The 20114-nt window shown below is 59.5% G+C and carries 16 protein-coding genes and 2 tRNA genes; 15 read left to right on the top strand and 3 right to left on the bottom strand.

Annotated features, from left to right (window positions below; genetic code table 11):
• Positions 1 to 123 precede the first annotated feature (123 nt).
• From obgE to ACIQTW_RS02060, 8 genes are all read left to right on the top strand, one after another.
• Complete coding sequence (gene obgE / locus ACIQTW_RS02095; RefSeq protein ID WP_402933190.1) at positions 124 to 1710, top strand: GTPase ObgE; 1587 nt, start codon at positions 124 to 126, stop codon at positions 1708 to 1710.
• Positions 1700 to 2881: a glutamate 5-kinase gene (proB, locus tag ACIQTW_RS02090; protein WP_402933187.1), complete on the top strand. Its 1182-nt coding sequence runs from the start codon at positions 1700 to 1702 to the stop codon at positions 2879 to 2881. The genes obgE and proB overlap by 11 nt, the downstream gene beginning before the upstream one ends.
• Positions 2878 to 4239, top strand: a complete 1362-nt coding sequence (locus ACIQTW_RS02085) for a glutamate-5-semialdehyde dehydrogenase (RefSeq protein ID WP_402933185.1) — start codon at positions 2878 to 2880, stop codon at positions 4237 to 4239. Before proB ends, ACIQTW_RS02085 begins: the two co-directional genes overlap by 4 nt.
• Before the next feature lie 82 nt (positions 4240 to 4321).
• Positions 4322 to 4561 (top strand): hypothetical protein, encoded by a 240-nt coding sequence (locus ACIQTW_RS02080; RefSeq protein WP_011775040.1) that lies wholly within the window; start codon positions 4322 to 4324, stop codon positions 4559 to 4561.
• 55 nt (positions 4562 to 4616) lie between these two features.
• The gene (gene nadD, locus ACIQTW_RS02075) at positions 4617 to 5237 is read left to right on the top strand and encodes a nicotinate-nucleotide adenylyltransferase (protein WP_011775039.1); all 621 of its coding nucleotides are present in this window, start codon (positions 4617 to 4619) and stop codon (positions 5235 to 5237) included.
• 7 nt (positions 5238 to 5244) lie between these two features.
• The gene (locus ACIQTW_RS02070; RefSeq protein WP_402933179.1) at positions 5245 to 6504 is read left to right on the top strand and encodes a hypothetical protein; all 1260 of its coding nucleotides are present in this window, start codon (positions 5245 to 5247) and stop codon (positions 6502 to 6504) included.
• Between the two features lie 58 nt (positions 6505 to 6562).
• Positions 6563 to 6967 (top strand): ribosome silencing factor, encoded by a 405-nt coding sequence (gene rsfS / locus ACIQTW_RS02065; protein ID WP_402933176.1) that lies wholly within the window; start codon positions 6563 to 6565, stop codon positions 6965 to 6967.
• A 117-nt stretch (positions 6968 to 7084) separates the two neighbouring features.
• Positions 7085 to 7160: transfer RNA gene (locus tag ACIQTW_RS02060), tRNA-Ala, on the top strand.
• 85 nt (positions 7161 to 7245) lie between these two features.
• Here ACIQTW_RS02060 and ACIQTW_RS02055 read toward each other — a convergent pair.
• Positions 7246 to 7836 carry a ScbR family autoregulator-binding transcription factor gene (locus ACIQTW_RS02055; protein ID WP_402933173.1) on the bottom strand — a complete coding sequence of 197 codons (591 nt, stop codon included), beginning with the start codon at positions 7834 to 7836 and terminating at the stop codon, positions 7246 to 7248.
• Positions 7837 to 8221: 385 nt separating this feature from the next.
• Here ACIQTW_RS02055 and ACIQTW_RS02050 point away from each other — a divergent pair.
• Positions 8222 to 8297: transfer RNA gene (locus ACIQTW_RS02050), tRNA-Ala, on the top strand.
• 121 nt (positions 8298 to 8418) lie between these two features.
• Here the strand turns inward: ACIQTW_RS02050 and ACIQTW_RS02045 are convergent.
• Positions 8419 to 8976 carry a hypothetical protein gene (locus ACIQTW_RS02045; protein ID WP_402933170.1) on the bottom strand — a complete coding sequence of 186 codons (558 nt, stop codon included), beginning with the start codon at positions 8974 to 8976 and terminating at the stop codon, positions 8419 to 8421.
• A 451-nt stretch (positions 8977 to 9427) separates the two neighbouring features.
• On the opposite strand from ACIQTW_RS02045, the gene ACIQTW_RS02040 reads away from it, so the two are divergent.
• From ACIQTW_RS02040 to ACIQTW_RS02025, 4 genes are read left to right on the top strand one after another with little or no spacing between them, the layout of a single operon-like run.
• The gene (locus tag ACIQTW_RS02040; protein WP_402933167.1) at positions 9428 to 10996 is read left to right on the top strand and encodes a type I restriction-modification system subunit M; all 1569 of its coding nucleotides are present in this window, start codon (positions 9428 to 9430) and stop codon (positions 10994 to 10996) included.
• Positions 10993 to 12138, top strand: coding sequence for a restriction endonuclease subunit S (locus ACIQTW_RS02035; RefSeq protein ID WP_402933164.1), 1146 nt, complete (start codon positions 10993 to 10995; stop codon positions 12136 to 12138). The genes ACIQTW_RS02040 and ACIQTW_RS02035 overlap by 4 nt, the downstream gene beginning before the upstream one ends.
• Complete coding sequence (locus ACIQTW_RS02030; protein WP_402933161.1) at positions 12139 to 13206, top strand: hypothetical protein; 1068 nt, start codon at positions 12139 to 12141, stop codon at positions 13204 to 13206. It abuts the gene before it with no gap.
• A complete protein-coding gene (locus tag ACIQTW_RS02025; protein WP_402933158.1) occupies positions 13203 to 16304 on the top strand; it encodes a type I restriction endonuclease subunit R in 3102 nt (1033 codons plus the stop codon). The genes ACIQTW_RS02030 and ACIQTW_RS02025 overlap by 4 nt, the downstream gene beginning before the upstream one ends.
• 567 nt (positions 16305 to 16871) lie before the next feature.
• Here the strand turns inward: ACIQTW_RS02025 and ACIQTW_RS02020 are convergent.
• Positions 16872 to 17249 carry a cupin domain-containing protein gene (locus ACIQTW_RS02020; protein WP_402933155.1) on the bottom strand — a complete coding sequence of 126 codons (378 nt, stop codon included), beginning with the start codon at positions 17247 to 17249 and terminating at the stop codon, positions 16872 to 16874.
• Between the two features lie 73 nt (positions 17250 to 17322).
• Between ACIQTW_RS02020 and ACIQTW_RS02015 the strand changes: the two genes are divergently transcribed.
• Together ACIQTW_RS02015 and ACIQTW_RS02010 are read left to right on the top strand one after the other, a co-directional pair.
• Positions 17323 to 18576, top strand: coding sequence for a class I SAM-dependent methyltransferase (locus tag ACIQTW_RS02015; protein ID WP_402933152.1), 1254 nt, complete (start codon positions 17323 to 17325; stop codon positions 18574 to 18576).
• A 190-nt stretch (positions 18577 to 18766) separates the two neighbouring features.
• Positions 18767 to 20017, top strand: coding sequence for an ROK family transcriptional regulator (locus tag ACIQTW_RS02010; protein WP_402933149.1), 1251 nt, complete (start codon positions 18767 to 18769; stop codon positions 20015 to 20017).
• The last annotated feature ends 97 nt before the right edge of the window (positions 20018 to 20114 follow it).

Here is a 20114-nt window from a genome sequence, read left to right as displayed (position 1 = left end):
ACGGCCCGCTCCACCGTTCTTTTAACCGCATTACAATCGACTAGGGCGCTTTAGCGCACTGGTTTTTGCAACAACGCTGGCAACAGCAACAAGCGCTGTAAGACAGCAACTGAGGAGATTCACGTGGCGAGCTTTGTAGACCGGGTAGTCCTGCACGTATCCGGCGGAACCGGCGGCCACGGCTGTGTCTCTGTCAAGCGGGAAAAGTTCAAGCCGCTCGGCGGCCCCGACGGCGGCAACGGCGGCAACGGCGGAGATGTCATCCTGCGCGTATCCGCCCAGACCACAACCCTGCTTGATTACCACCACGCTCCCCACCGCCACGCCACCAACGGTGGCCCCGGCATGGGTGACTGGCGTGGCGGCAAGAACGGTGAAACCCTGATTCTTCCCGTGCCCGATGGCACCGTGGTCAAGACCAAGGACGGCGACGTTCTGGCCGACCTCGTTGGCGAGGGTGCTGAGTACATTGCAGCTGCCGGCGGCCAGGGCGGCCTCGGCAACGCATCCCTTTCATCGCAGAAGCGTCGGGCTCCGGGCTTTGCCCTGCTTGGTATCGAAGGTGAATCCAGCGATATCGTCCTGGAACTGAAGTCCATCGCAGATATCGCCCTGGTTGGTTTCCCTTCTGCCGGTAAGTCGAGCCTCATTGCAGCCATGTCTGCTGCCCGGCCCAAGATTGCCGACTACCCGTTTACTACCCTCATTCCCAACCTCGGCGTGGTGCAGGCCGGCGATGTCCGCTTCACTATCGCCGACGTTCCCGGCCTGATCGAGGGCGCCAGCGAAGGCAAGGGCCTGGGCCACAACTTCCTGCGTCACGTAGAGCGTTGCGCTGCACTGGTTCACGTCCTTGATTGCGGAACCCTCGAATCTGACCGGGATCCTCTTTCCGACCTCGCCATCATCGAGGCCGAACTGGAGAAGTACGCCGTAGACATGAGCTACGCCGGTGTTGACGGCGAAGTTGTGCCCCTTAACGAGCGGCCCAAGCTGGTAGTCCTCAACAAGGTTGATCTTCCCGATGGCAAGGACATGGCCGAGTTCGTCCGTCCGGACCTCGAAGCCCGTGGCTACCGCGTTTTTGAAGTGTCGGCAACCAGCCACGAAGGTTTGCGTCAGCTCGGCTTTGCCATGGCTGAGATTGTCCAGGCAGCTCGTGACGCCGTTCAGGCCACGCCTCCCAAGGTGGCTGCTCCCGTGCTCCGGCCGCGTGCCGTCAACGAGTCCGGCTTCAAGATCCGCCGCGAGGAGAAAAACCTCGAGCCACTGTTCCGCGTCCTGGGCGAAAAGCCCGTGCGCTGGGTCAAGCAAACTGACTTCACCAACGAGGAAGCCATTGGCTACCTCGCCGACCGCCTTGCCAAGCTCGGTGTTGAAACCGAGCTCTTCAAGGTTGGCGCCAAGCCCGGCGACACCGTGGTCATCGGTGAAGACGATGGCGTGGTGTTCGATTGGGAGCCCACCATGATGGCCGGCGCCGAACTCCTGGCGACGCCCCGCGGTACCGACATTCGCGTTGCGGACATCGGCGACCGCCCCACGCGTTCACAAAAGCGTGACGAGCAGATCGAGCGCCGCGAAGCGAAGGCCGCCGCGAGGGCTGAGCTTGAAGCTGAACGCAAGGCTGGCATCTGGACTGAATCAGTCAGTGGTCGCCGTGCCCAGGCAGTGAAGGAAAGCCACTTGGATTCCGGTGATGACGACTAGGACTTTCGACGCTCCGGACATAGCTGAAGGACTTGAGCGCCAGGCCCTTGCCACCGCCAAGCGGATTGTTGTCAAAGTGGGGTCGTCCTCACTGACCAGCATCAAGGGGGGCATCTCCGAAAAGTCCCTCACCGGACTGGTCAATGCCCTTGCTGAGAAGCGCAATGCCGGGACGGAAATCATTTTGGTGTCTTCGGGTGCCATCGCTGCGGGACTTGCCCCCTTGGGGCTCGCCAAGCGCCCCAAGGACCTGGCCACCCAGCAGGCTGCCGCCAGCGTAGGACAGGGACTCCTGATGGCACGGTATACCCAGGCTTTCAGCGCCCACGGTGTAACTGTCAGCCAGGTCCTGTTGACCGCCGATGACCTGATGCGCCGGACGCAGCACACAAATGCCTTCCGTGCCCTGGACAGGCTGTTAAACCTTGGCGTCGTTCCGGTAGTTAATGAGAACGACACCGTGGCCACACATGAAATCCGCTTCGGTGACAACGATCGCCTCGCTGCCTTGGTAGCGCACTTGGTGCGCGCAGATGCGCTAGTGCTGTTGTCCGACGTCGACGCCCTCTACGACGGTCCGCCGTCCCAGGGCGCGCAACGCATTCCGCTGGTCCGTGGTCCGCAGGACCTCGAGGACGTGACCATCGGCAAGGCAGGTAAGGCCGGTGTCGGAACCGGCGGAATGATGACCAAGGTGGAAGCAGCGTCCATTGCTGCCGGCTCGGGTATACATGCCCTGGTCACGTCCACGGCCAATGCTGCGGCGGCTTTGGCGGGCGAGGACGTTGGAACGTGGTTTGCCGTGAACGGCAATCGCAAGCCGGTCCGACTCCTCTGGCTGGCACACTTGGCCACCGTTCAAGGCCGTTTAATACTCGACGACGGCGCAGTGAAGGCCGTGCGCGACCGGCACAGGTCACTCCTGCCCGCAGGCATTTCGGACATCAGCGGTGATTTCGAAGCAGGAGATCCTGTTGAGATGGTTGCCCATGACGGAACGGTGCTGGCACGCGGCTTGGTGAACTACTCTTCGGAGGAACTCCCGCGCATGTTGGGCCGTACAACGCAGGAACTTGGCCAAGCCATGGGCCGCGGCTATGACCGCGAAGTTGTTCATGTTGACGACCTGGTGCTCCTGAGGGCGCCGCGCTCATCTAAACTTGGAGCATGACTGAAGCGCTGACCCCTGACGCCCCTGTGATCTCCGACGTATCCGGTACCGCCGGCCAGACGCCGGAGAACCCTGCGTCAGGCGTCCCGTTGTCACCGGAAGACGTCCAGGCGGCCGTTCATGCCATCGCGGACCGTTCCCGTAAAGCAGCCCGCCGTATGGGACAGGCCAACCGTGCATGGAAGGACCGTGCGTTGCGTGCCATCGGCACTGCCTTGGTGGAGAACCGGAAGCATGTGTTGGAGGCCAACGCCAAGGATGTAGCCGTGGGCCGCGCCAACGGTACGTCAGCGGCTTTGTTGGACCGTTTGACCCTGACTCCTGCCCGCATAGACGGTTTGGTTGCTGCCTTGGAGAACCTGGCAGGTTTGCCCGACCCCGTGGGAAACGTGGTCCGTGGACAGACGCTGCCCAATGGACTGCGCTTGCGCCAAGTGAACGTCCCCATGGGTGTTGTCGCTGCCATTTATGAGGCCCGTCCGAACGTTACGGTGGATATCGCAGGCCTGGCATTGAAGAGCGGGAACGCAGTAATCCTCAGGGGAGGCTCCGCCGCTGCGAACACCAACGAGGCACTGGTTCAGATCCTTCGCGAAGCGCTGGATTCAGTCGGCCTGCCCGCGGATGCCGTGCAGACTGTGGACCAGTATGGTCGCGAAGGAGCCAACGTACTGATGCGCGCCCGCGGCCGGGTGGATGTCCTGATTCCCCGCGGTGGACGGGATCTCATCCAGACTGTTGTGACCAACTCCGCTGTACCCGTCATCGAAACCGGCGAAGGCAATGTCCATATCTTCATTGACGAGTCCGCGAATGAAGAGATGGCCGTGGAAATCCTCCTCAACGCCAAAACGCAACGCCCCAGCGTCTGCAACACAGTTGAAACCCTGCTGGTGCACTCCGGCGCCACTGTGCTGCCTGCTGTTGCCAAAGCACTGCGTTCAGCCGGCGTCACCCTCCACGTTGATGAGCGTATCGCTTCTGCCTTGGGCAAGGACGTTGAAACCGTTCCCGCCGACGATGACGATTGGGCCACCGAATACATGGACCTTGATCTCGCGGTTGCCATGGTGGACAGCCTGGATGAAGCGGTCAACCACATCCGCACCTGGACCACCGGTCACACGGAAGCGATCCTCACCAACAACCTGGCCAACGCTGAGAAGTTCATTGCGGACATTGACTCTGCTGCCGTGATCGTCAATGCCTCCACCCGGTTCACTGACGGAGGGGAGCTCGGACTCGGAGCCGAAGTGGGTATTTCCACCCAGAAGTTGCACGCCCGGGGTCCCATGGGCCTCACGGAGCTGACCACCACCAAGTGGATCGTCCAGGGCGAGGGCCAGATCCGCGCCTAGCAACGCGGTAACATAGAACAGAAGTCCGGAACGGTGGGGAGTCCCGCCGTCGAAAATCCTTTGAGAACCAATAGGGGAGAAGATGCTGTTTCAGCAGATCGCCACGTCCATTGCCGCCCAAACTGAAGGCGGCCACGAGGAACTCGCTCCACTGTGGGCAGAGCCGTGGGTTTTCGGCGTAGTGATGTTCGCCCTCATGCTGGTTCTCCTGTTCGTTACCCTCTCCTACACCAACCTTGGCAACCGTCACGAGGCCGTTGAAGAGCACTCCGATCCGCACCGCCAGCACCCGAACAAGCACACCCACGGCCAAGGCCACTAACATTATCGCCGCAACACCGCGTGGGGAGGCGGGGCGCAGGCTCCGGCTGGGCGTGATGGGTGGAACATTTGATCCCATTCATCACGGCCACCTTGTTGCTGCCAGCGAAGTCGCAGCCAAGTTCGGCCTTGACGAAGTGGTTTTCGTGCCCACCGGCCAGCCTTGGCAGAAGTCACACAAGCTGGTCAGCAGGCCTGAACACCGTTACCTGATGACCGTCATCGCCACGGCCTCCAATCCAAGGTTCACAGTAAGCCGGGTGGATGTTGATCGGCCGGGGCCGACGTTCACCATCGACACCCTCCGCGATCTCCGTGCAGAGCGTCCTGACGCTGACCTGTTTTTCATCACGGGTGCAGATGCCTTGGCGCAGATCCTTTCGTGGAAGGACGTTGACGAATTGTGGTCCTTGGCCCATTTCGTCGGCGTGACTCGTCCCGGCCATGAACTGCACGACATGGGCAGGGACGACGTCAGCCTGTTGGAAGTTCCCGCCATGGCCATCTCCTCCACGGATTGCCGGACCCGCGTTGGGGCCGGAAATCCTGTCTGGTACCTCGTGCCTGATGGAGTTGTGCAGTACATCGCAAAATATGGACTGTATGCGGCGCCGGCGAACGCAGCGGATCTGACACCAGCACTGTCCGGATCAGACGACCAAGCACGTACTGAATGAGTTTTGAATGAGCAGCCAGGACCAGCGACCCATCCGCAGCAGGCGCGAGCTTCGACGTGCCCGGGAAGAACACCCCGAGGCCGGGCAAATGGATACTTCCGCGCCTGCGGACGGAGAAAACCTTCCTCAAGCCGATCGCCCGAACGGCCGCAATCGTCGTGCCGCCGATGTCCCTGTGGACGCAGTGGGACCAGCAGCCCAGGAACGGTCTTCGCAAATCCGTGCCCGGGATCGTGCCGCCTTGCGCACTATCAAGGAGCTGGCTGACAAAGAGGAGCAGCTCTCCGGTGGGGGACCGCCCACTCGTCGCCAGCTGCGCCTCCAGCAACTTCAGGCCGAAGTTGCTACCTCCATGAATCCCATTGTTCCCGCGCCCGCGGCAAAGAACGCGGGTCAGCCGGAGGGTGCCAAGTCTTCCAAAGCGGAGTCTTCCAAGCCGGAGTCTTCCCAGCCGGAGGCTGCTGACAAGGCTTCGAAGGATAAGGCCCCGGGCGCTCCCAAACCCACACCGGAGGGCGCGGGAAGCAGCAAGGCTCCTGCGGAGTCCGATATGTCCGTGGAGCAGGCGCTTGCAGTCCGGCAGCTGATCGCCGCGCAGGTGGAAAACCAGACCGCCAAGCTGGAACACATTGCCGAGCAGGACCCATTGGCTGTAGATCCCGAGGTCCTGGCGCAGCAGATCGCCCTTGCCGAGCGTGCTGCCGTCCTGAACAAGCGCGCCGCCGCTAAGCAGAAGCTTGCCGAGAAGACTCAGGCGGAATCCGGCAAGAACACGTCGGAGCCCACCAAAAACGCGTCGGTTTCCCCGGGTGATGGGAAGTCGCCTTCCGCTACGGTGGGTCCTTCCACGGCTAACAACCTCGCGATGGTGACTCCGTTGGAGTTCGTCAAAATGCCGGGGATCGAACGGCCCGTCATGAAGCGCCCGAGCACCACGTTTGTACCGCTGATTACTTCTGCGGGGCCTAAGCTCGACGCCGAACCAGCTCAAGCAAAAAAGCCAGGAGCACGTGGCCGTGCCGGCGTTCTTGCCCGCGCAGAGGCGGTCGCGAAGTCAGGCGGGAAACGTCTTGTCACCTCCGCGGAGCCCGGCCAAGAGACCCAGCGCCCACCGGTTTCGGCCAGCGCGGCGTATGGCCTTGACCCCTTGGATGCCAGCACGGCCGGTTTGGCCCGGGCGCAACGGAACAGGTTGCTGCAGTTTGGCGTCCTGGGGTTGGGCATCGTGGCCCTAATCGTCGGCATCATCATGATCACCAGCGGCTAATTCCGCTGAACAATGGCTCACGCCAAACATAGGCCACTGGCCACAACAAGGAGTACCCGTGTCTGCACATGAACAATCCATCACCCTCGCCCGTCACGCTGCGCGTGCCGCGGCAGACAAGCTTGCTGAGGACATTGTTGCCCTGGACGTCAGCGAGCGTTTGGCGCTCACTGACGTCTTCCTGATTGCGTCCGCTCCCACCGAGCGCCAGGTCAACGCCATTGTTGACGGCATCGAGGAAGAACTGATGAAGCAGGACCTTCGTCCCGTGCGCCGCGAGGGCCGCTCTGAAGGCCGTTGGGTTCTCTTGGACTACGCCGACATCGTGATCCACGTCCAGCACTCCGAGGATCGCGTCTTCTACGCCTTGGAGCGCCTGTGGAAGGATTGCCCCGTAGTCGACCTCGAATTGGGCGACGACGCTTCCGCGAAAGCTGTTTCGGCGGAAGATTCCGAGCTCTAGGACCGGCCATCAGCCGAAATATGTCCGATTTGGAATTTTCGGAAATGCTGTTCTAAGATATTTGAGTTGCTTCGGCGCGGATGGTCCAAAAAACCAGACGCGAAGCAGCGAGAATATGGGGCTGTGGCGCAGCTGGTAGCGCACCTGCATGGCATGCAGGGGGTCAGGGGTTCGAGTCCCCTCAGCTCCACCATCAAGGTCCTGTCTACTTCATGAACCACATCAAGTAGGCAGGGCCTTTTTTCGTACCTTAAGGCAGCCGCTTGCAAAACTCGTGGCTATTTGGCCGTTGCCGGGCGTAAGGCCGGCAGCATGAACTCCCACATCTGTTCGATTCTTTGCAGCACGTCTTCACGTGAGGTCAATACGTCGGAGACCATTTGAACGCCGGTGAACGATGCAACCAGGTACCTGGCGAAGGCGGCAGCGTCCAACTCGGGACGTACGGCACCATCCGCTGTAGCTTGCCGCAGCAGTTGCTCTGCCGTGTTGATCCAGTCCTCGTAGGGACCTGAGACGTCGGCGTCGAAAGCGGAGGCTTCAAAAGTGAGCCGAATGCCGCCTTGGACCACCGGTTCGTCCAGAAGCTGCTGGCCGAACATCCTGCAAAGTCCTATGAGTCTGTCCAGGGCGGGGTCGTCAGAGTCTACTATGGCAGACCCCGCTGCCAACACCATTGCGTGTTGCTCCTCTATGACTGCTACCGCCAGCTCCCGCTTTGAGGTGAAGTGGAAGTAGAGCGCCCCTTTGGTCACCCCTGCACGTTTGGTGATGTCCGTCAGGCTGGCATTTCCGTAGCCGATCTCCGCGAATACCCGGGCAGCTCCTTCGATGACGGAAAGCCGGGTGTCTTTCGCACGTTGTTGCATCGGGAGTGGGTGGCCTCTCAGGTGGGTCAGGAGACGGAGGGGAGGGCCGCCGTCGTGACTCCACAACGCTATCATCGGTGGCCATGGCGGGTGCAGTGTGTTAAACCGACTGAACGGTTTGGTTTTGCTTCAAAGAGATTCTAGACTTCAGGGGGAGTCGCCGCGCATTGTTGGCGACCCCGGCGCAGCTGGTTTGGGGGGAGGTGCGGTGGATGAATCCGTCGCACCTCGGCTGGGTCTGTCGCCAGCATGGCAGCTGGGCGGGGTGACGCAGCTCATGTTCCGACGATTTCGCTTCTCACATGATTGTGGTTAGTATTGACGAGTTGCTTCGACGGGAAGAGAAATCAAACCGCTCGCAGGGAATGGTTTTCCAGTAACATCCGGGGCTGTGGCGCAGCTGGTAGCGCACCTGCATGGCATGCAGGGGGTCAGGGGTTCGAGTCCCCTCAGCTCCACCATGATGCTCTTACTCGGACCCTCGACAAGAGCAATGAGATTATTGGACAGTATGTCCTGGAAGAGCCCGCCGGCTTCGGCGGGCTCTTTCGTTTGCCCCGTACTGACTGGGATGGTGGCGCGCTAACTGCGTCGTGCCTCGTGGACAAGCGCTCGGCTGTCTGGGCCGTAGACGATTTCGAATGGTGCCTTGTAGGTCGCATCAATCTGCCGGCTGCCGTCGTTGTCGGTTGTGACGAGGAGTTTTTCGAAGAGGAGCTGGTTGAACATGCGTCGGATATGTTCGGGGGCTTGACGGTAAGTGGTGCCTGCGTGCTGGGCAATGTCGAGCGCGATTGTAATGAGCTCGTCGGCCTCGGTAAGGTCGGCATTGATGGTGTTGAGACTGCGGGTCGTGGCGGTGAGGTCGGTGTCGAGGCGTTTCTGCTCAGTGCCGAGCATGTCGATGGGGATCGCGTCGTTGTAGTGGGCTTTGAGGAGCTTGCACTGGCGACGTTCAATATTCTGCTTCGTGTTCTCGAGCTGTTCCCGCTCGGTATCTGTGTCGGTGCGAAGTTGCTTCAGCCCGTGCCGGAGGACTGTTTCGAGCTCACGGCGGGAGTCGGGTGCGAGACTGATGCGGTCGTAGAGATCCTGAATGAGGTTTTCGGCGTGCTCGATCTGGATGGAGTGATTCCGCATCATCCCACCCGAGGACGGCCACGAGCCAGAACGGATGATTCTTGGCAGCCGGGCGCTGCATCAACGGGCGCTACTTTTCACCACCCGCGTCGGATTTATCGGCGAGCTCCCCGCCAGTATCTGGAAGTTCGAGGGAACAAGCCCCTTCGCCCGGCTACACGCCGCCAACGAGTGCAGTCGCGTCCAGCTCAATTCCCGCGGCACCGCGACCCTCACCCTACGCCACGTTCACAGCGGACTCTGGGGTGGCGAGGTTTTCTCGAAAACCGTCGAACATGAGATAATCACAGATAGATCGCAGCGCCCGGTTGACGCGACACATGCTCCCGGCTGCATCCATGTTCCTACTCATGCCGCGCGTGGCAACCGACTGATGTCTGTGCCTGCCGCTAGGTTGAGATTATCCCGCACCCAAAACTAAAGACGCGCCTCGGCGCAGGAGACGAACCACATGGCACCGACCACCAAAGAAGGACAGCGCGCCGAACTGCACAAAACGATCTGGCGCATCGCGAACGACCTTCGCGGATCCGTTGACGGCTGGGACTTTAAGTCCTACGTGCTTGGCATGCTGTTTTACCGGTTCATCTCCGAAAACCTCACCGCCTACATCAATAAGAGCGAACACGAAGCAGGCGAGCAAAACTTCGACTACGCTGGGCTCGGGGACTCCCAGGCAGAGTTTGGACGCAAGGAAACCGTGGAGGAAAAGGGTTTCTACATCCTGCCATCCGAGCTGTTTCAGAACGTCCGCACGCAGGCAGCCAACGACGCGAACCTCAACGAAACCCTCGCCCGGGTGTTTAAGAACATTGAAGGCTCCGCGATTGGCACCGATGCCGAGGATGATCTCAAGGGTCTGTTTGATGATCTTGATGTAAACAGCTCGAAGCTTGGAGGTACGGTAGCTAAGCGCAACGAGAAGCTTGTGAAGCTGCTCGACGCGATCGGTGACCTGCCGCTGGGAAACTTCGAGGATAATTCGATCGACCTGTTCGGTGATGCTTACGAGTACCTCATGCAGATGTATGCCTCAAGTGCCGGTAAGTCCGGTGGTGAGTATTACACGCCGCAGGAGGTCTCCGAGCTTCTCGCTCGCATCACCGTGGTTGGCAAGACTCAGGTGAACAAGGTCTACGACCCGGCGGTCGGCTCTGGTTCGTTGCTGCTGAAGTTCGAGAAGGTACTCGGCAAAGGTGGCGTGCGTCAGGGCTACTATGGCCAGGAGATCAACCTGACCACGTACAACCTCGCTCGCATCAACATGTTCCTGCACGACGTGAACTACGAAAAGTTCAACCTAGCCCACGGCGACACCCTCACCGATCCCGCCCACTGGGACGACGAACCGTTCGAAGCGATCGTCTCTAACCCGCCCTACTCGATCAAGTGGGACGGTGACGCGAACCCACTGCTGATCAACGATCCACGATTCGCTCCAGCCGGTGTGCTGGCACCGAAATCGAAGGCCGACCTTGCCTTCACAATGCACATCCTGAGCTGGCTCGCCGTCAATGGCACGGCGGCGATCGTCGAGTTCCCTGGCGTGCTCTACAGAGGTGGCGCGGAACGCAAGATCCGGCAGTACCTCATCGACAACAACTTCGTTGATGCCGTGATCCAGCTCCCACCGGACCTGTTCTTCGGCACCACGATTGCGACCTGCATCATCGTGCTCAAGATGTCGAAAACCGACAACTCCGTGCTCTTTATTGACGCATCTGCCGAGTTCACACGTGTTGGCAACAAAAACAAGCTCACCGACACCCACCGACAGCACGTCCTCGACACCTTCATTACCCGAGAGAGCGTTGATCACGTCGCGACGCTTGTGTCGAACGAACGCATCGCGGCCAATGACTACAACATCGCCGTGTCCTCCTACGTCGAGCAAAAAGACACCCGCGAGGTCGTCGACATCACGGTACTCAACGCTGAGATCGCGCACATCGTCGCCCGCCAGCAGGAACTCCGAACCTCTATCGACGAGATCGTTGCTGACCTGGAGGGTACGAGGTGAGCAGCATTGACGATCTGATCGCAGAGCTTGCGCCGGAGGGTGTGGAGTCAAAAACACTGGGCGAAGTGCTGCGTATCAAGAATGGCAAGGACCATAAGTCGCTTGGGGACGGTGATATCCCTGTCTATGGAAGTGGCGGGATCATGCGCTACGTCGACGCTGCTGCAGCCGAAGGGCCGTCCGTGCTCATTCCCCGTAAGGGCTCTCTTGGCAACATATTCTATGTCGAGGGGCCGTTCTGGGTGGTTGATACGATTTTCCGAACCGAGATCGATACCTCTCAAGTTGAGCCGAAGTTTGTGTACCACCAGTTGCTCACGATGAAGCTCGGTGAGATGAACCAGGCGGGTGGGGTCCCGAGCCAAACGCAGACCGTCCTGAATTCATTGCGAATCCCCGTGCCGCCTCTCGAGGTGCAGCGAGAGATCGTGCGAGTATTGGATCAGTTCACTCAGCTGGAAGCGGAGCTGGAAGCGGAGCTGGAAGCCCGACGACGCCAGTACGAGCACTACCGAACAGAGTTGCTCGCTGACGCAGCAGCGCTTGGTCGGCTAGTTGAGCTAGGTGAGCTTGGTCGAATCGTAACCGGGCGAACACCCAAGTCCTCCGACTCTTCCGCGTGGGGGGACCACCTTGATTTCGTTACTCCGTCCGACATCAAGAACGGGATGAAACGGATTCATAGCCCCGCACGTCAACTTTCGATTTCGGGTGCAGAAGCACTTTCGAAAGCTATCGTTCCTGAAGGTTCATTGCTGGTTACCTGTATCGGTGCCGATATGGGCAAGACAGTTCTTAACGCAAATGCGTGTGCAACAAACCAGCAGATTAACTCTCTTACTCCCAACTCCGGAATCGCTACAGATTTCGTGTTCCACGTTCTCACCTCAATGCGTGACGAGATTCGTGCGCAGGGAGAGCGGGCTGGTGGAACAATGCCCATCATCAACAAGAGCGACTTCTCAAAGATCCGAATTGCACTTCCGCCACTTGAAGAGCAGCAGCGGGTTGCCAGAATCCTTGATCAATTTGATGCGCTCGTCAATGATCTCAGTGTTGGTCTCCCTGCTGAGCTTACCGCGCGTCGTAAGCAGTACGAGTACTACCGCGACAAGCTGCTGAGCTTCAGGGAGGCCGATTAGATGACGAGCCACCATGAAACAATCGCGAGCTTGGCGGACGAGGTGTTACAGAGCCTTGCCGATTCGCGTAGCGCCCTCATTTATGCCCCGAACACAATCGGTAAGACTCGGCTGGCTCAGCACCTTAAGGAGCGTGATCCGGAGGGCGTAGTCCTCTATAACTCCTTTGTTGAGGACGTATTCACCTGGGATAACCAGCGAGTCGTGCTCAAGATGAATCTGGAGTCAGAGCTACTGGAAACTATCGTGACGCAAGGTCTTGACAGTGCGATCATCGATAGTTTCCAAGCCTTCACGAGCGGCAGAATTGAACCAAGGCTTGACTTCGAGAGCGGCGAGATTAGCTTTGGCATACACAAGGGTGATGACAGTTCGACGGACGGTATCAAGATATCGAGAGCCGAGGAGAGTATATTTGTTTGGAGTGTCTATTATTCTGTTTTGAGCGAAGCAATTGAGACGCTTTGTGATAGCCCTGATCTGCGTTCAACATCTGACTATGACCAGCTAACGCTTGCGGTCATAGACGACCCGGTGTCATCCATGGACGATGTGCGCATCGTGTCAGTGGCGCTCGCTTTGGCGGAGCTTATAAAGCGAGCATCGGAACTGGGCCTGAGATTCGTCATCGCAACCCACCACGCCCTCTTCTTCAACGTTCTGTTCAACTCGCTACGTCGAAAAAAGAACCAAGCGTACGTTCTTAAGCATGAACTAGTTGCGGGATGGTCACTGAAGAAGCAATCGAATGACTCTCCTTTCAGTTACCACCTGGGGATCGTTGAAGATCTTCAATCGGCAATCTCTGCGAATGCGATTGAGCGAGGTCACTTCAATCAGTTCCGAGCTCTTCTCGAGAAAACGGCCAACTTCCTCGGGCACTCGGGAGGTTGGGGCGACCTGCTGACCGGACCTGATGCGGTCCTGTTGACGAAGGTCCTCAATCTGTATAGCCATGATCGTTTCTCAGATCTGGACAGTTCCGAGGTGGCCGAAGAATACAAAGACGCTCTAAAGAGTGAGTTTCAGGAGTTCCTAAAAGCGTTCAGGTGGGAGGCTGCGTCGTGAGCGACCTGACTCCGCGGACGTACGATCCGATCGCTGTCTCGTCTGAGAGCACGGTTGTTGCTGAGTACATCCCTGACGCGGCGGTCGCTGGCTCGTATCAGTCGGAGGCGGAACTTGAGCGTGAGTTGATCAGGCTGCTTGAGTCGCAAGCGTATGAGTACTTGCCCATCACGTCGGAGGCGCAGCTCGTTGCAAACCTCCGCAATCAGCTCGAAGCACTGAATGGAGTTATCTTCTCAGATGCGGAGTGGTGCCAGTTCTTCTCAGAGCGAATTGCTAGCGCGAACGATGGCATCGTGGAGAAGACGGTGCGGGTCCAGGAGGATCATGTTCAGCTGCTGAAGCGTGACGACGGTTCGATGAAGAACATCCTGCTGATCGACAAGCAGAACATTCACAACAATCGCTTGCAGGTGATCAACCAGTACGAGATTGGCCAGGGCGATGGCGGCTCTGCCCGATCGAATCGCTACGACGTGACGGTGCTGGTCAACGGGTTGCCGATGGTGCACGTTGAGCTGAAGCGCCGTGGCGTTGATATTCGTGAGGCGTTCAACCAGATCGACCGGTATCAGCGGGACAGTTTCTGGGCGGGGTCTGGACTGTTCGAGTACGTGCAGCTGTTCGTGATCTCGAATGGCACGTTGACGAAGTACTACTCGAACACCGCTCGTCGCCAGCACCTCAGCGAGGCCGCTGGGTCGAAGCGGGTGCGGAAGACGTCGAACAGTTTCGAGTTCACTTCGTGGTGGGCGGATGCGCAGAACAAGCCGATTCAGGATCTGCCAGCGTTTGCGAAGACGTTCTTCGCGAAGCATGCGTTGTTGAACATCCTGACGAAGTACTGCGTGCTCACGGCCGACCGGTTGCTGTTGGTGATGCGGCCCTACCAGATCGTGGCTACCGAGCGGATACTGCAGCGGGTCAACATATCGACAAACTACAAGCAGCTCGGCACGGTGGCTGCGGGTGGGTATGTGTGGCACACGACCGGGTCGGGCAAGACACTGACCTCGTTCAAGGCAGCGCAGCTCGCGTCGAAGCTTCCGAGCGTAGACAAGGTGCTGTTTGTTGTAGACCGCAAGGATCTCGACTACCAGACGATGCGTGAGTACGACCGGTTCGAGAAAGGTGCGGCGAACTCCAACACTTCGACGGCCGTGCTGAAGAAGCAGCTCGAGAATCCGGGTGCGCGGATTATCATCACGACGATCCAGAAGCTATCGACGTTCATCGGGGCGAACAAGGGTCACCCGATCTACGACGGGCACGTCGTGATCATCTTCGATGAGTGCCACCGTTCGCAGTTCGGTGACATGCACACGGCGATCACGAAGGCGTTCAAGCGGTACAACCTATTCGGGTTCACCGGCACCCCGATTTTCTCCGCTAACTCCGGCAGTGGCGGGAACCCGCAGCTGAACACCACGGAGCAGGCGTTCGGGGAGAAGCTGCACACGTACACGATCGTGGATGCGATCACCGACAAGAACGTGCTACCCTTCCGGATCGACTACGTCAACACGGTCAAGGTCGGCACCGTCATCGACAAGCAGGTCTCTGCGATCGATACCGAGAAGGCGCTGCTTGCCACGGAACGAATCAGCCAGATTGTTTCGTACACGCTGGAGCATTTTGATCAGAAGACGAAACGCTCGTCGATGTTTGAGCACTCCGTCGTCACGAACGTGGCCGAGTCCACACGCACACGGCGGCAGGCGGAGGCCGTACGAGAGCGGAAGCGGGTGCGTGGTTTCAACGCGATCTTCGCCACCGCCTCGATCGATGCCGCTCGCCGCTACTACAACCACTTCCAGATGCAGCAAGAACAGCTGCCACCGGATCGCCGGTTGAAGATCGGCCTCATCTATTCCTATGGCGCGAACTACGCCACCGATGACGGCATCCTTGATGACGAGGCATTCGACACCGACGCTCTGTCGACCGACGCCCGGAGCTTCCTTGAGGACGCTATCCAGGACTACAACGACATCTTCGGCACCAGCTACGACACGAGCGCCGACCGGTTCCAGAACTACTACAAAGACCTCTCGCAGCGGTTGAAGAACCGGGATCTCGATCTGGTCATCGTCGTGAACATGTTCCTCACCGGCTTCGATGCCACGACTCTCAATACGCTGTTCGTCGACAAGAACCTGCGTGCCCACGGGCTGATTCAGGCGTACTCGCGCACGAACCGCATCCTGAACTCGGTGAAGACGTACGGCAACATCGTCAGCTTCCGCGACCTTGAAGAGCAGACCAACGATGCCATCGCACTGTTCGGGAACAAGGATGCGCGCGGTGTCGTGCTCCTGAAGCCCTACGCCGAGTACTACAACGACTACGCGGAGAAGACCGCGGAGCTTTTGAGTGCTTTCCCGCTCGGCAAACCGATCGTCGGGGAATCAGCACAGAAGCAGTTCATTCAACTGTTCGGCGCGATCCTGCGCCTGCAAAATATCCTCACCTCCTTTGACGACTTCTTCGGCAACGAGATCCTCACGGAGCGACAGAGCCAGGACTACCGCAGCGTCTATCTCGACTTGTATGCGGAGTTCCGCAAAGACAAGGATGCAGATAAGGAGCGGATCAACGAGGACATCGTCTTCGAGATCGAGCTGATCAAGCAGGTCGAGATCAACGTCGACTACATCCTCATGCTCGTCCAGAAGTACCGCGACGAACGAGGAGACGGCGACGACAAAGAGATCCGCGCTGAGATCTCCCGCGCGATCGACGCCAGCCCGACACTGCGCAACAAGAAGGACCTCGTCGAAGACTTCGTCGACTCCCTCTCTGCCGATGGTGAGATCGATCAGGAATGGCGCGCGTTCATCACCGCCAAGCGCGAGGCTGAACTCGAGACGATCATCGCCAATGAGAACCTCCGACCCGACGAGACACACTCCTTCGTCGAGACCGCGTTCCGCGACGGCCAGATCCGCACCAGCGGCACCGCGATCACCAAGGTGCTGCCACCCGTCTCACGCTTCTCCGCCGACGGCGGCCACGGCGAGAAGAAGCAACGCGTGATCCAGAAACTCGGAGCGTTCTTTGAGCGGTTCTTCGGGCTGAGTTCTAGAGGTGACGAGTAGCCATGAGCCGAATGCGGCTGAGGGTTGCGGTGCAGGTCTTGTGGCTTATCGTGCTCGTTCTGGTCAATGCCCTGCCCCGATCGCTGACCTGGGACTTCTGGACCGTCCTCACCGCCGTTGGCGCCGTGCGCACTGGGCGAGCACGGTGCTGGCGTTCATGGCGAACTGCTCACCGATCCTTGCTAGCGACGGCCCGGATTCATAGAGGCGAACCATCTCGTCGATCTGTTCAGCGGTCGGCGAAGTGCGTCGGAGGGCGACGCCTTGCCGCTTCAGGGCACCGCTAATCGTCAGGCGATGACAGCCGTACTCGGCGGCGAGCTCATAGACCGTCTTCCCTGCTTCATAAGCTGTCGATCTGGCCGACTTTCTCGGCCGATAGTCGTGGCTGCATCTTGCGCGTGCTGCCTTGGATCGCCTGCGGCCGAGACTGCGAGCGATCTGTCGAAAGGTGCCGGTGGGCCGTACGCAGTTCGTTTGCATGCCAGGAGAACAGTCCCACTTCGGTTGAAAGACCCCGCTCATTGAGCGGGGTCTTTCTGTTATTCCGTCCTTGGTACCTGGGGACTATTGCGTAGGACGCGCGAATTCGGCGCCGCTGACGAACTCGACGCCTTGGAAGGGTTGATCGCCCACCACATGGGCGTTGTGACCCGGCGGGATAGTGTAGGAGTCACCGGCTGAAATGCTGATCTTGCCGCCGTCATTGGTTTCTACCTCCAAGTTGCCGGAAAGGCAGAACCCGACGTGGCTCAATTCGCAGGAGTCGGTGCCAACCACTGGCTTGATGCAGTCAGCCCAGGTCCACCCTGGTTCAAACGTCATACGGCCGATTGTGTAATCGCCCACGGTGACAAGGTCCAACACTGTCTTATCAGGGCGCCTCGTTTCATCGGGAGAGTTGTGGGACTTTACTTCAAGGTTCGTGACAACATTGACACTCATGGCTTCTCACAGGGGAAGGGGAGCCCGATGATGAGTGGATCCCGGTGCCTGGCTCCAGGGGTCGCCGTGACCTGTGCCTGCCGCCTTGGTGGTCTCCAACCGAAGGCATGACAGGTGTTTGTGTCGTGCAAGCACTAGGTTCCTCCCAAGCCACCCTAAAGTCGAGACAGTTAAGCATGAAAGTGAGAACCACACCGTGACGGCAATGGATGTTGAAGCGCTCTTAGGTACGTTGAGCAGGCTTCCCGACGTCGAAGCGGACAACCTGCAGGCCTTTGATGCCACAGACAGGCTCCTGTTGGACACGGCCGCGGACATGCTCGAGCCCGGTACAAAGGTGGTTGTCATTGGCGATCGCTATGGCGCGCTGACATTGGGCACCTTGGCTGGACTCGGCGTCGGGCATGTACGCGTTAGCCAAGACCTTTTCACTGGAAGGCTTGCGCTGAAACGCAATGCCGCGTCGGCCGGCTTGGAAGGGCGTTTCACCGAATACGAACTGGACCGTGACTTGCTGGACGGTGCAGGCGTTGTGCTTCTGCAGTTGCCTAAATCTTTGGCTGAGTTGGAGGAAATCGCCGACGCCGTAGCACGGTTTGCGGCACCGGATGCGGTCTTGCTGGCCGGAGGTCGCGTGAAGCACATGTCCCTGGGCATGAATGAGGTCCTGGAACGCTACTTCTCGGCGGTCCAACCGCAACTTGCCCGGCAGAAGTCCCGGGTCCTGGTGGCACGGGACCCCAAACCGACAGCCGGAAAGCGTCCCTTTCCCGTGGTGGAATCCCTGCCGGAGCTGGGAATCACCGTGTGCGCGCATGGTGCTGCTTTCTCCGGCGCCCGCCTGGACATAGGCACGCGCTACCTTCTGACGTTCCTGGACCGTATGCCGGCATCGCGGCGCGTGGTGGATCTGGGCTGCGGAACCGGTATTCTCGCCACGATGTATGCGCTTCGCCACCCTGACGCCCTCGTCGTCGCCACCGACCAGTCAGCGGCAGCCGTTGCTTCAGCCAAGGCTACGGCAGCTGCAAACGGGTTGGGGGAGCGGGTGGCAGTGATCCACGATGACGCTATGTCCGCCCTTGAGCCGGGCAGTGCTGACCTCATCTTGCTGAACCCGCCGTTCCACCTTGGGGCCAGTGTGCATGCCGGCGCTGCGCTCAAGATGTTTCAAGCGGCCGCCCGGGTTCTTGCGCCTGGGGGAGAGCTGTGGACCGTTTACAACAGCCATTTGCAGTACCGGGCTGCCTTGGAACGGAACATCGGGCCAACGGTGGAGGAAGGCCGGAACCCGAAGTTCACTGTGACTCGAAGCCGGAAGTCCTGAGGGCAATCGAAAGTGGTGGGAGCAGGCATCGGGGGTCTGCCGGAATAGCATTCGGACGTTAGGCAGCGTCATCGTTACCAAGCCCTGATGCCGGCATCAGCGTGTGCTCGTACCCGAAGCGGCGGCGGTATCGTACGATTCAGACAAAGACCATCTTCGACGAAGTTTTTCCCAATGACGAGGGGCATCAGTGACTGAGATCCGGCAGCCGACACCGAGGCGCGGAACCAACCTTCCCCGCATGGGGGACTTCAACCTCACCGTTATTCTGGAGGCGATCCGGCGGTCATCAGGCGGTCTCAGCCGCGTTGAGCTGGCCCAGATCGTGGGGCTTTCTCCGCAGACGATTTCGAATATTTCCCGACGCCTCCTGGATCAGCAACTGATTGTGGAGGCCGGTAAGGAAGGCTCGGGTCCCGGCAAGCCCAGGACCATCCTGCGTCTCAACCCCGCTGGCATGTACGCAGTGGGCGTTCATCTGGACCCGGCCGTCATCACCTTTGTTGTCCTCGACTTGCTGGGCGACGTCGTGAGGCATTCGCGGATGGCTACCCCCGGCGGTGACCCTGCCGACGTGATCACCAGCATCGCCGAACAGATCAATATCCTCATTGAAGAGTCAGGCGTGGATGCTTCCAAGATTGCCGGGCTTGGCGTTGCGGTTCCGGGCCCGATCGACCTCGACGAGGGCTCCGTGGTGGAGCCGCCCCTCCTGACGCGATGGAACCGTGTGCGCATCCGCGAGGCATTGGCTGAGGCCACAGGCATGGAAACGCTGGTGGACAAGGACGTGACAAGTGCCGCTGTGGCGGAAACCTGGGCTGGCGGTGCGAGTGGGGCCGGCAGCTTCGTGTTCATGTACATGGGAACAGGTATCGGCTGCGGCATTGTGCTCAATGATGAAGTAGTGCGCGGCACCTCGGGCAATGCCGGCGAAATCGGCCACATAGTGGTGGACCCAAACGGCCCCCAGTGTGATTGCGGGTTGCATGGCTGCGTCAAGTCTTCCTGCATTCCACAAGTGCTGGTGGCCGAGGCCGAAGCCGCCGGTTTGCTTGAAGGGCACCGGGCGGGTGCGGACGGCCCCGAAGTCCAGGAACGCTATGCCGCGTTGTGCGACAAAGCAGATGCAGGTGACGCAAAAGCCATTGCCATCCTGGACAAGTCCGCCACACTGGTGGCACGCGCCGTGTCCATAGTGACCAACACGTTGGACGTGGAGCGCGTTGTCTTTGGCGGTCCATTCTGGGGGCGGATGTCCCCTTACTTCCTGGAACGTGTACCGGATTTGCTGGACAAGAACAACGCAGCCCGTATGATCCATGACTTGGAAGTCGTGGGAACCGGTGTAGGTGAAGACGTTGGCGCCATTGGTGCCGCCTGCCTGGTTTTGGAGCACATGCTGGCTCCGCGCGCTCAAAGGCTCCTGCTGGAAGGTTAGTTCGAAGCAGGACAACTGAATATCCACAAGGCTCGGCCACGTCGCATGGGTGTCACGGTGAAGTATGGGGGCTGTAGCCACGTTCGACTGAATGGAG

Source organism: Paenarthrobacter sp. NPDC090517, assembly GCF_044769165.1.
Classification (GTDB): domain Bacteria; phylum Actinomycetota; class Actinomycetes; order Actinomycetales; family Micrococcaceae; genus Arthrobacter.
This window is presented reverse-complemented; position numbering and strand designations above follow the sequence as displayed.

Bases quoted from the DNA above. Each gene is read 5' to 3' on its own strand.
- proB (WP_402933187.1), top strand. From the start codon at position 1,700: ATGACGACTAGGACTTTCGACGCTCCGGACATAGCTGAAGGACTTGAG.
- ACIQTW_RS02085 (WP_402933185.1), top strand. From the start codon at position 2,878: ATGACTGAAGCGCTGACCCCTGACGCCCCTGTGATCTCCGACGTATCC.
- ACIQTW_RS02080 (WP_011775040.1), top strand. From the start codon at position 4,322: ATGCTGTTTCAGCAGATCGCCACGTCCATTGCCGCCCAAACTGAAGGC.
- nadD (WP_011775039.1), top strand. From the start codon at position 4,617: ATGGGTGGAACATTTGATCCCATTCATCACGGCCACCTTGTTGCTGCC.
- ACIQTW_RS02070 (WP_402933179.1), top strand. From the start codon at position 5,245: ATGAGCAGCCAGGACCAGCGACCCATCCGCAGCAGGCGCGAGCTTCGA.
- ACIQTW_RS02055 (WP_402933173.1), bottom strand. From the start codon at position 7,836: ATGCAACAACGTGCGAAAGACACCCGGCTTTCCGTCATCGAAGGAGCT.
- ACIQTW_RS02045 (WP_402933170.1), bottom strand. From the start codon at position 8,976: ATGCGGAATCACTCCATCCAGATCGAGCACGCCGAAAACCTCATTCAG.
- ACIQTW_RS02040 (WP_402933167.1), top strand. From the start codon at position 9,428: ATGGCACCGACCACCAAAGAAGGACAGCGCGCCGAACTGCACAAAACG.
- ACIQTW_RS02030 (WP_402933161.1), top strand. From the start codon at position 12,139: ATGACGAGCCACCATGAAACAATCGCGAGCTTGGCGGACGAGGTGTTA.
- ACIQTW_RS02020 (WP_402933155.1), bottom strand. From the start codon at position 17,249: ATGAGTGTCAATGTTGTCACGAACCTTGAAGTAAAGTCCCACAACTCT.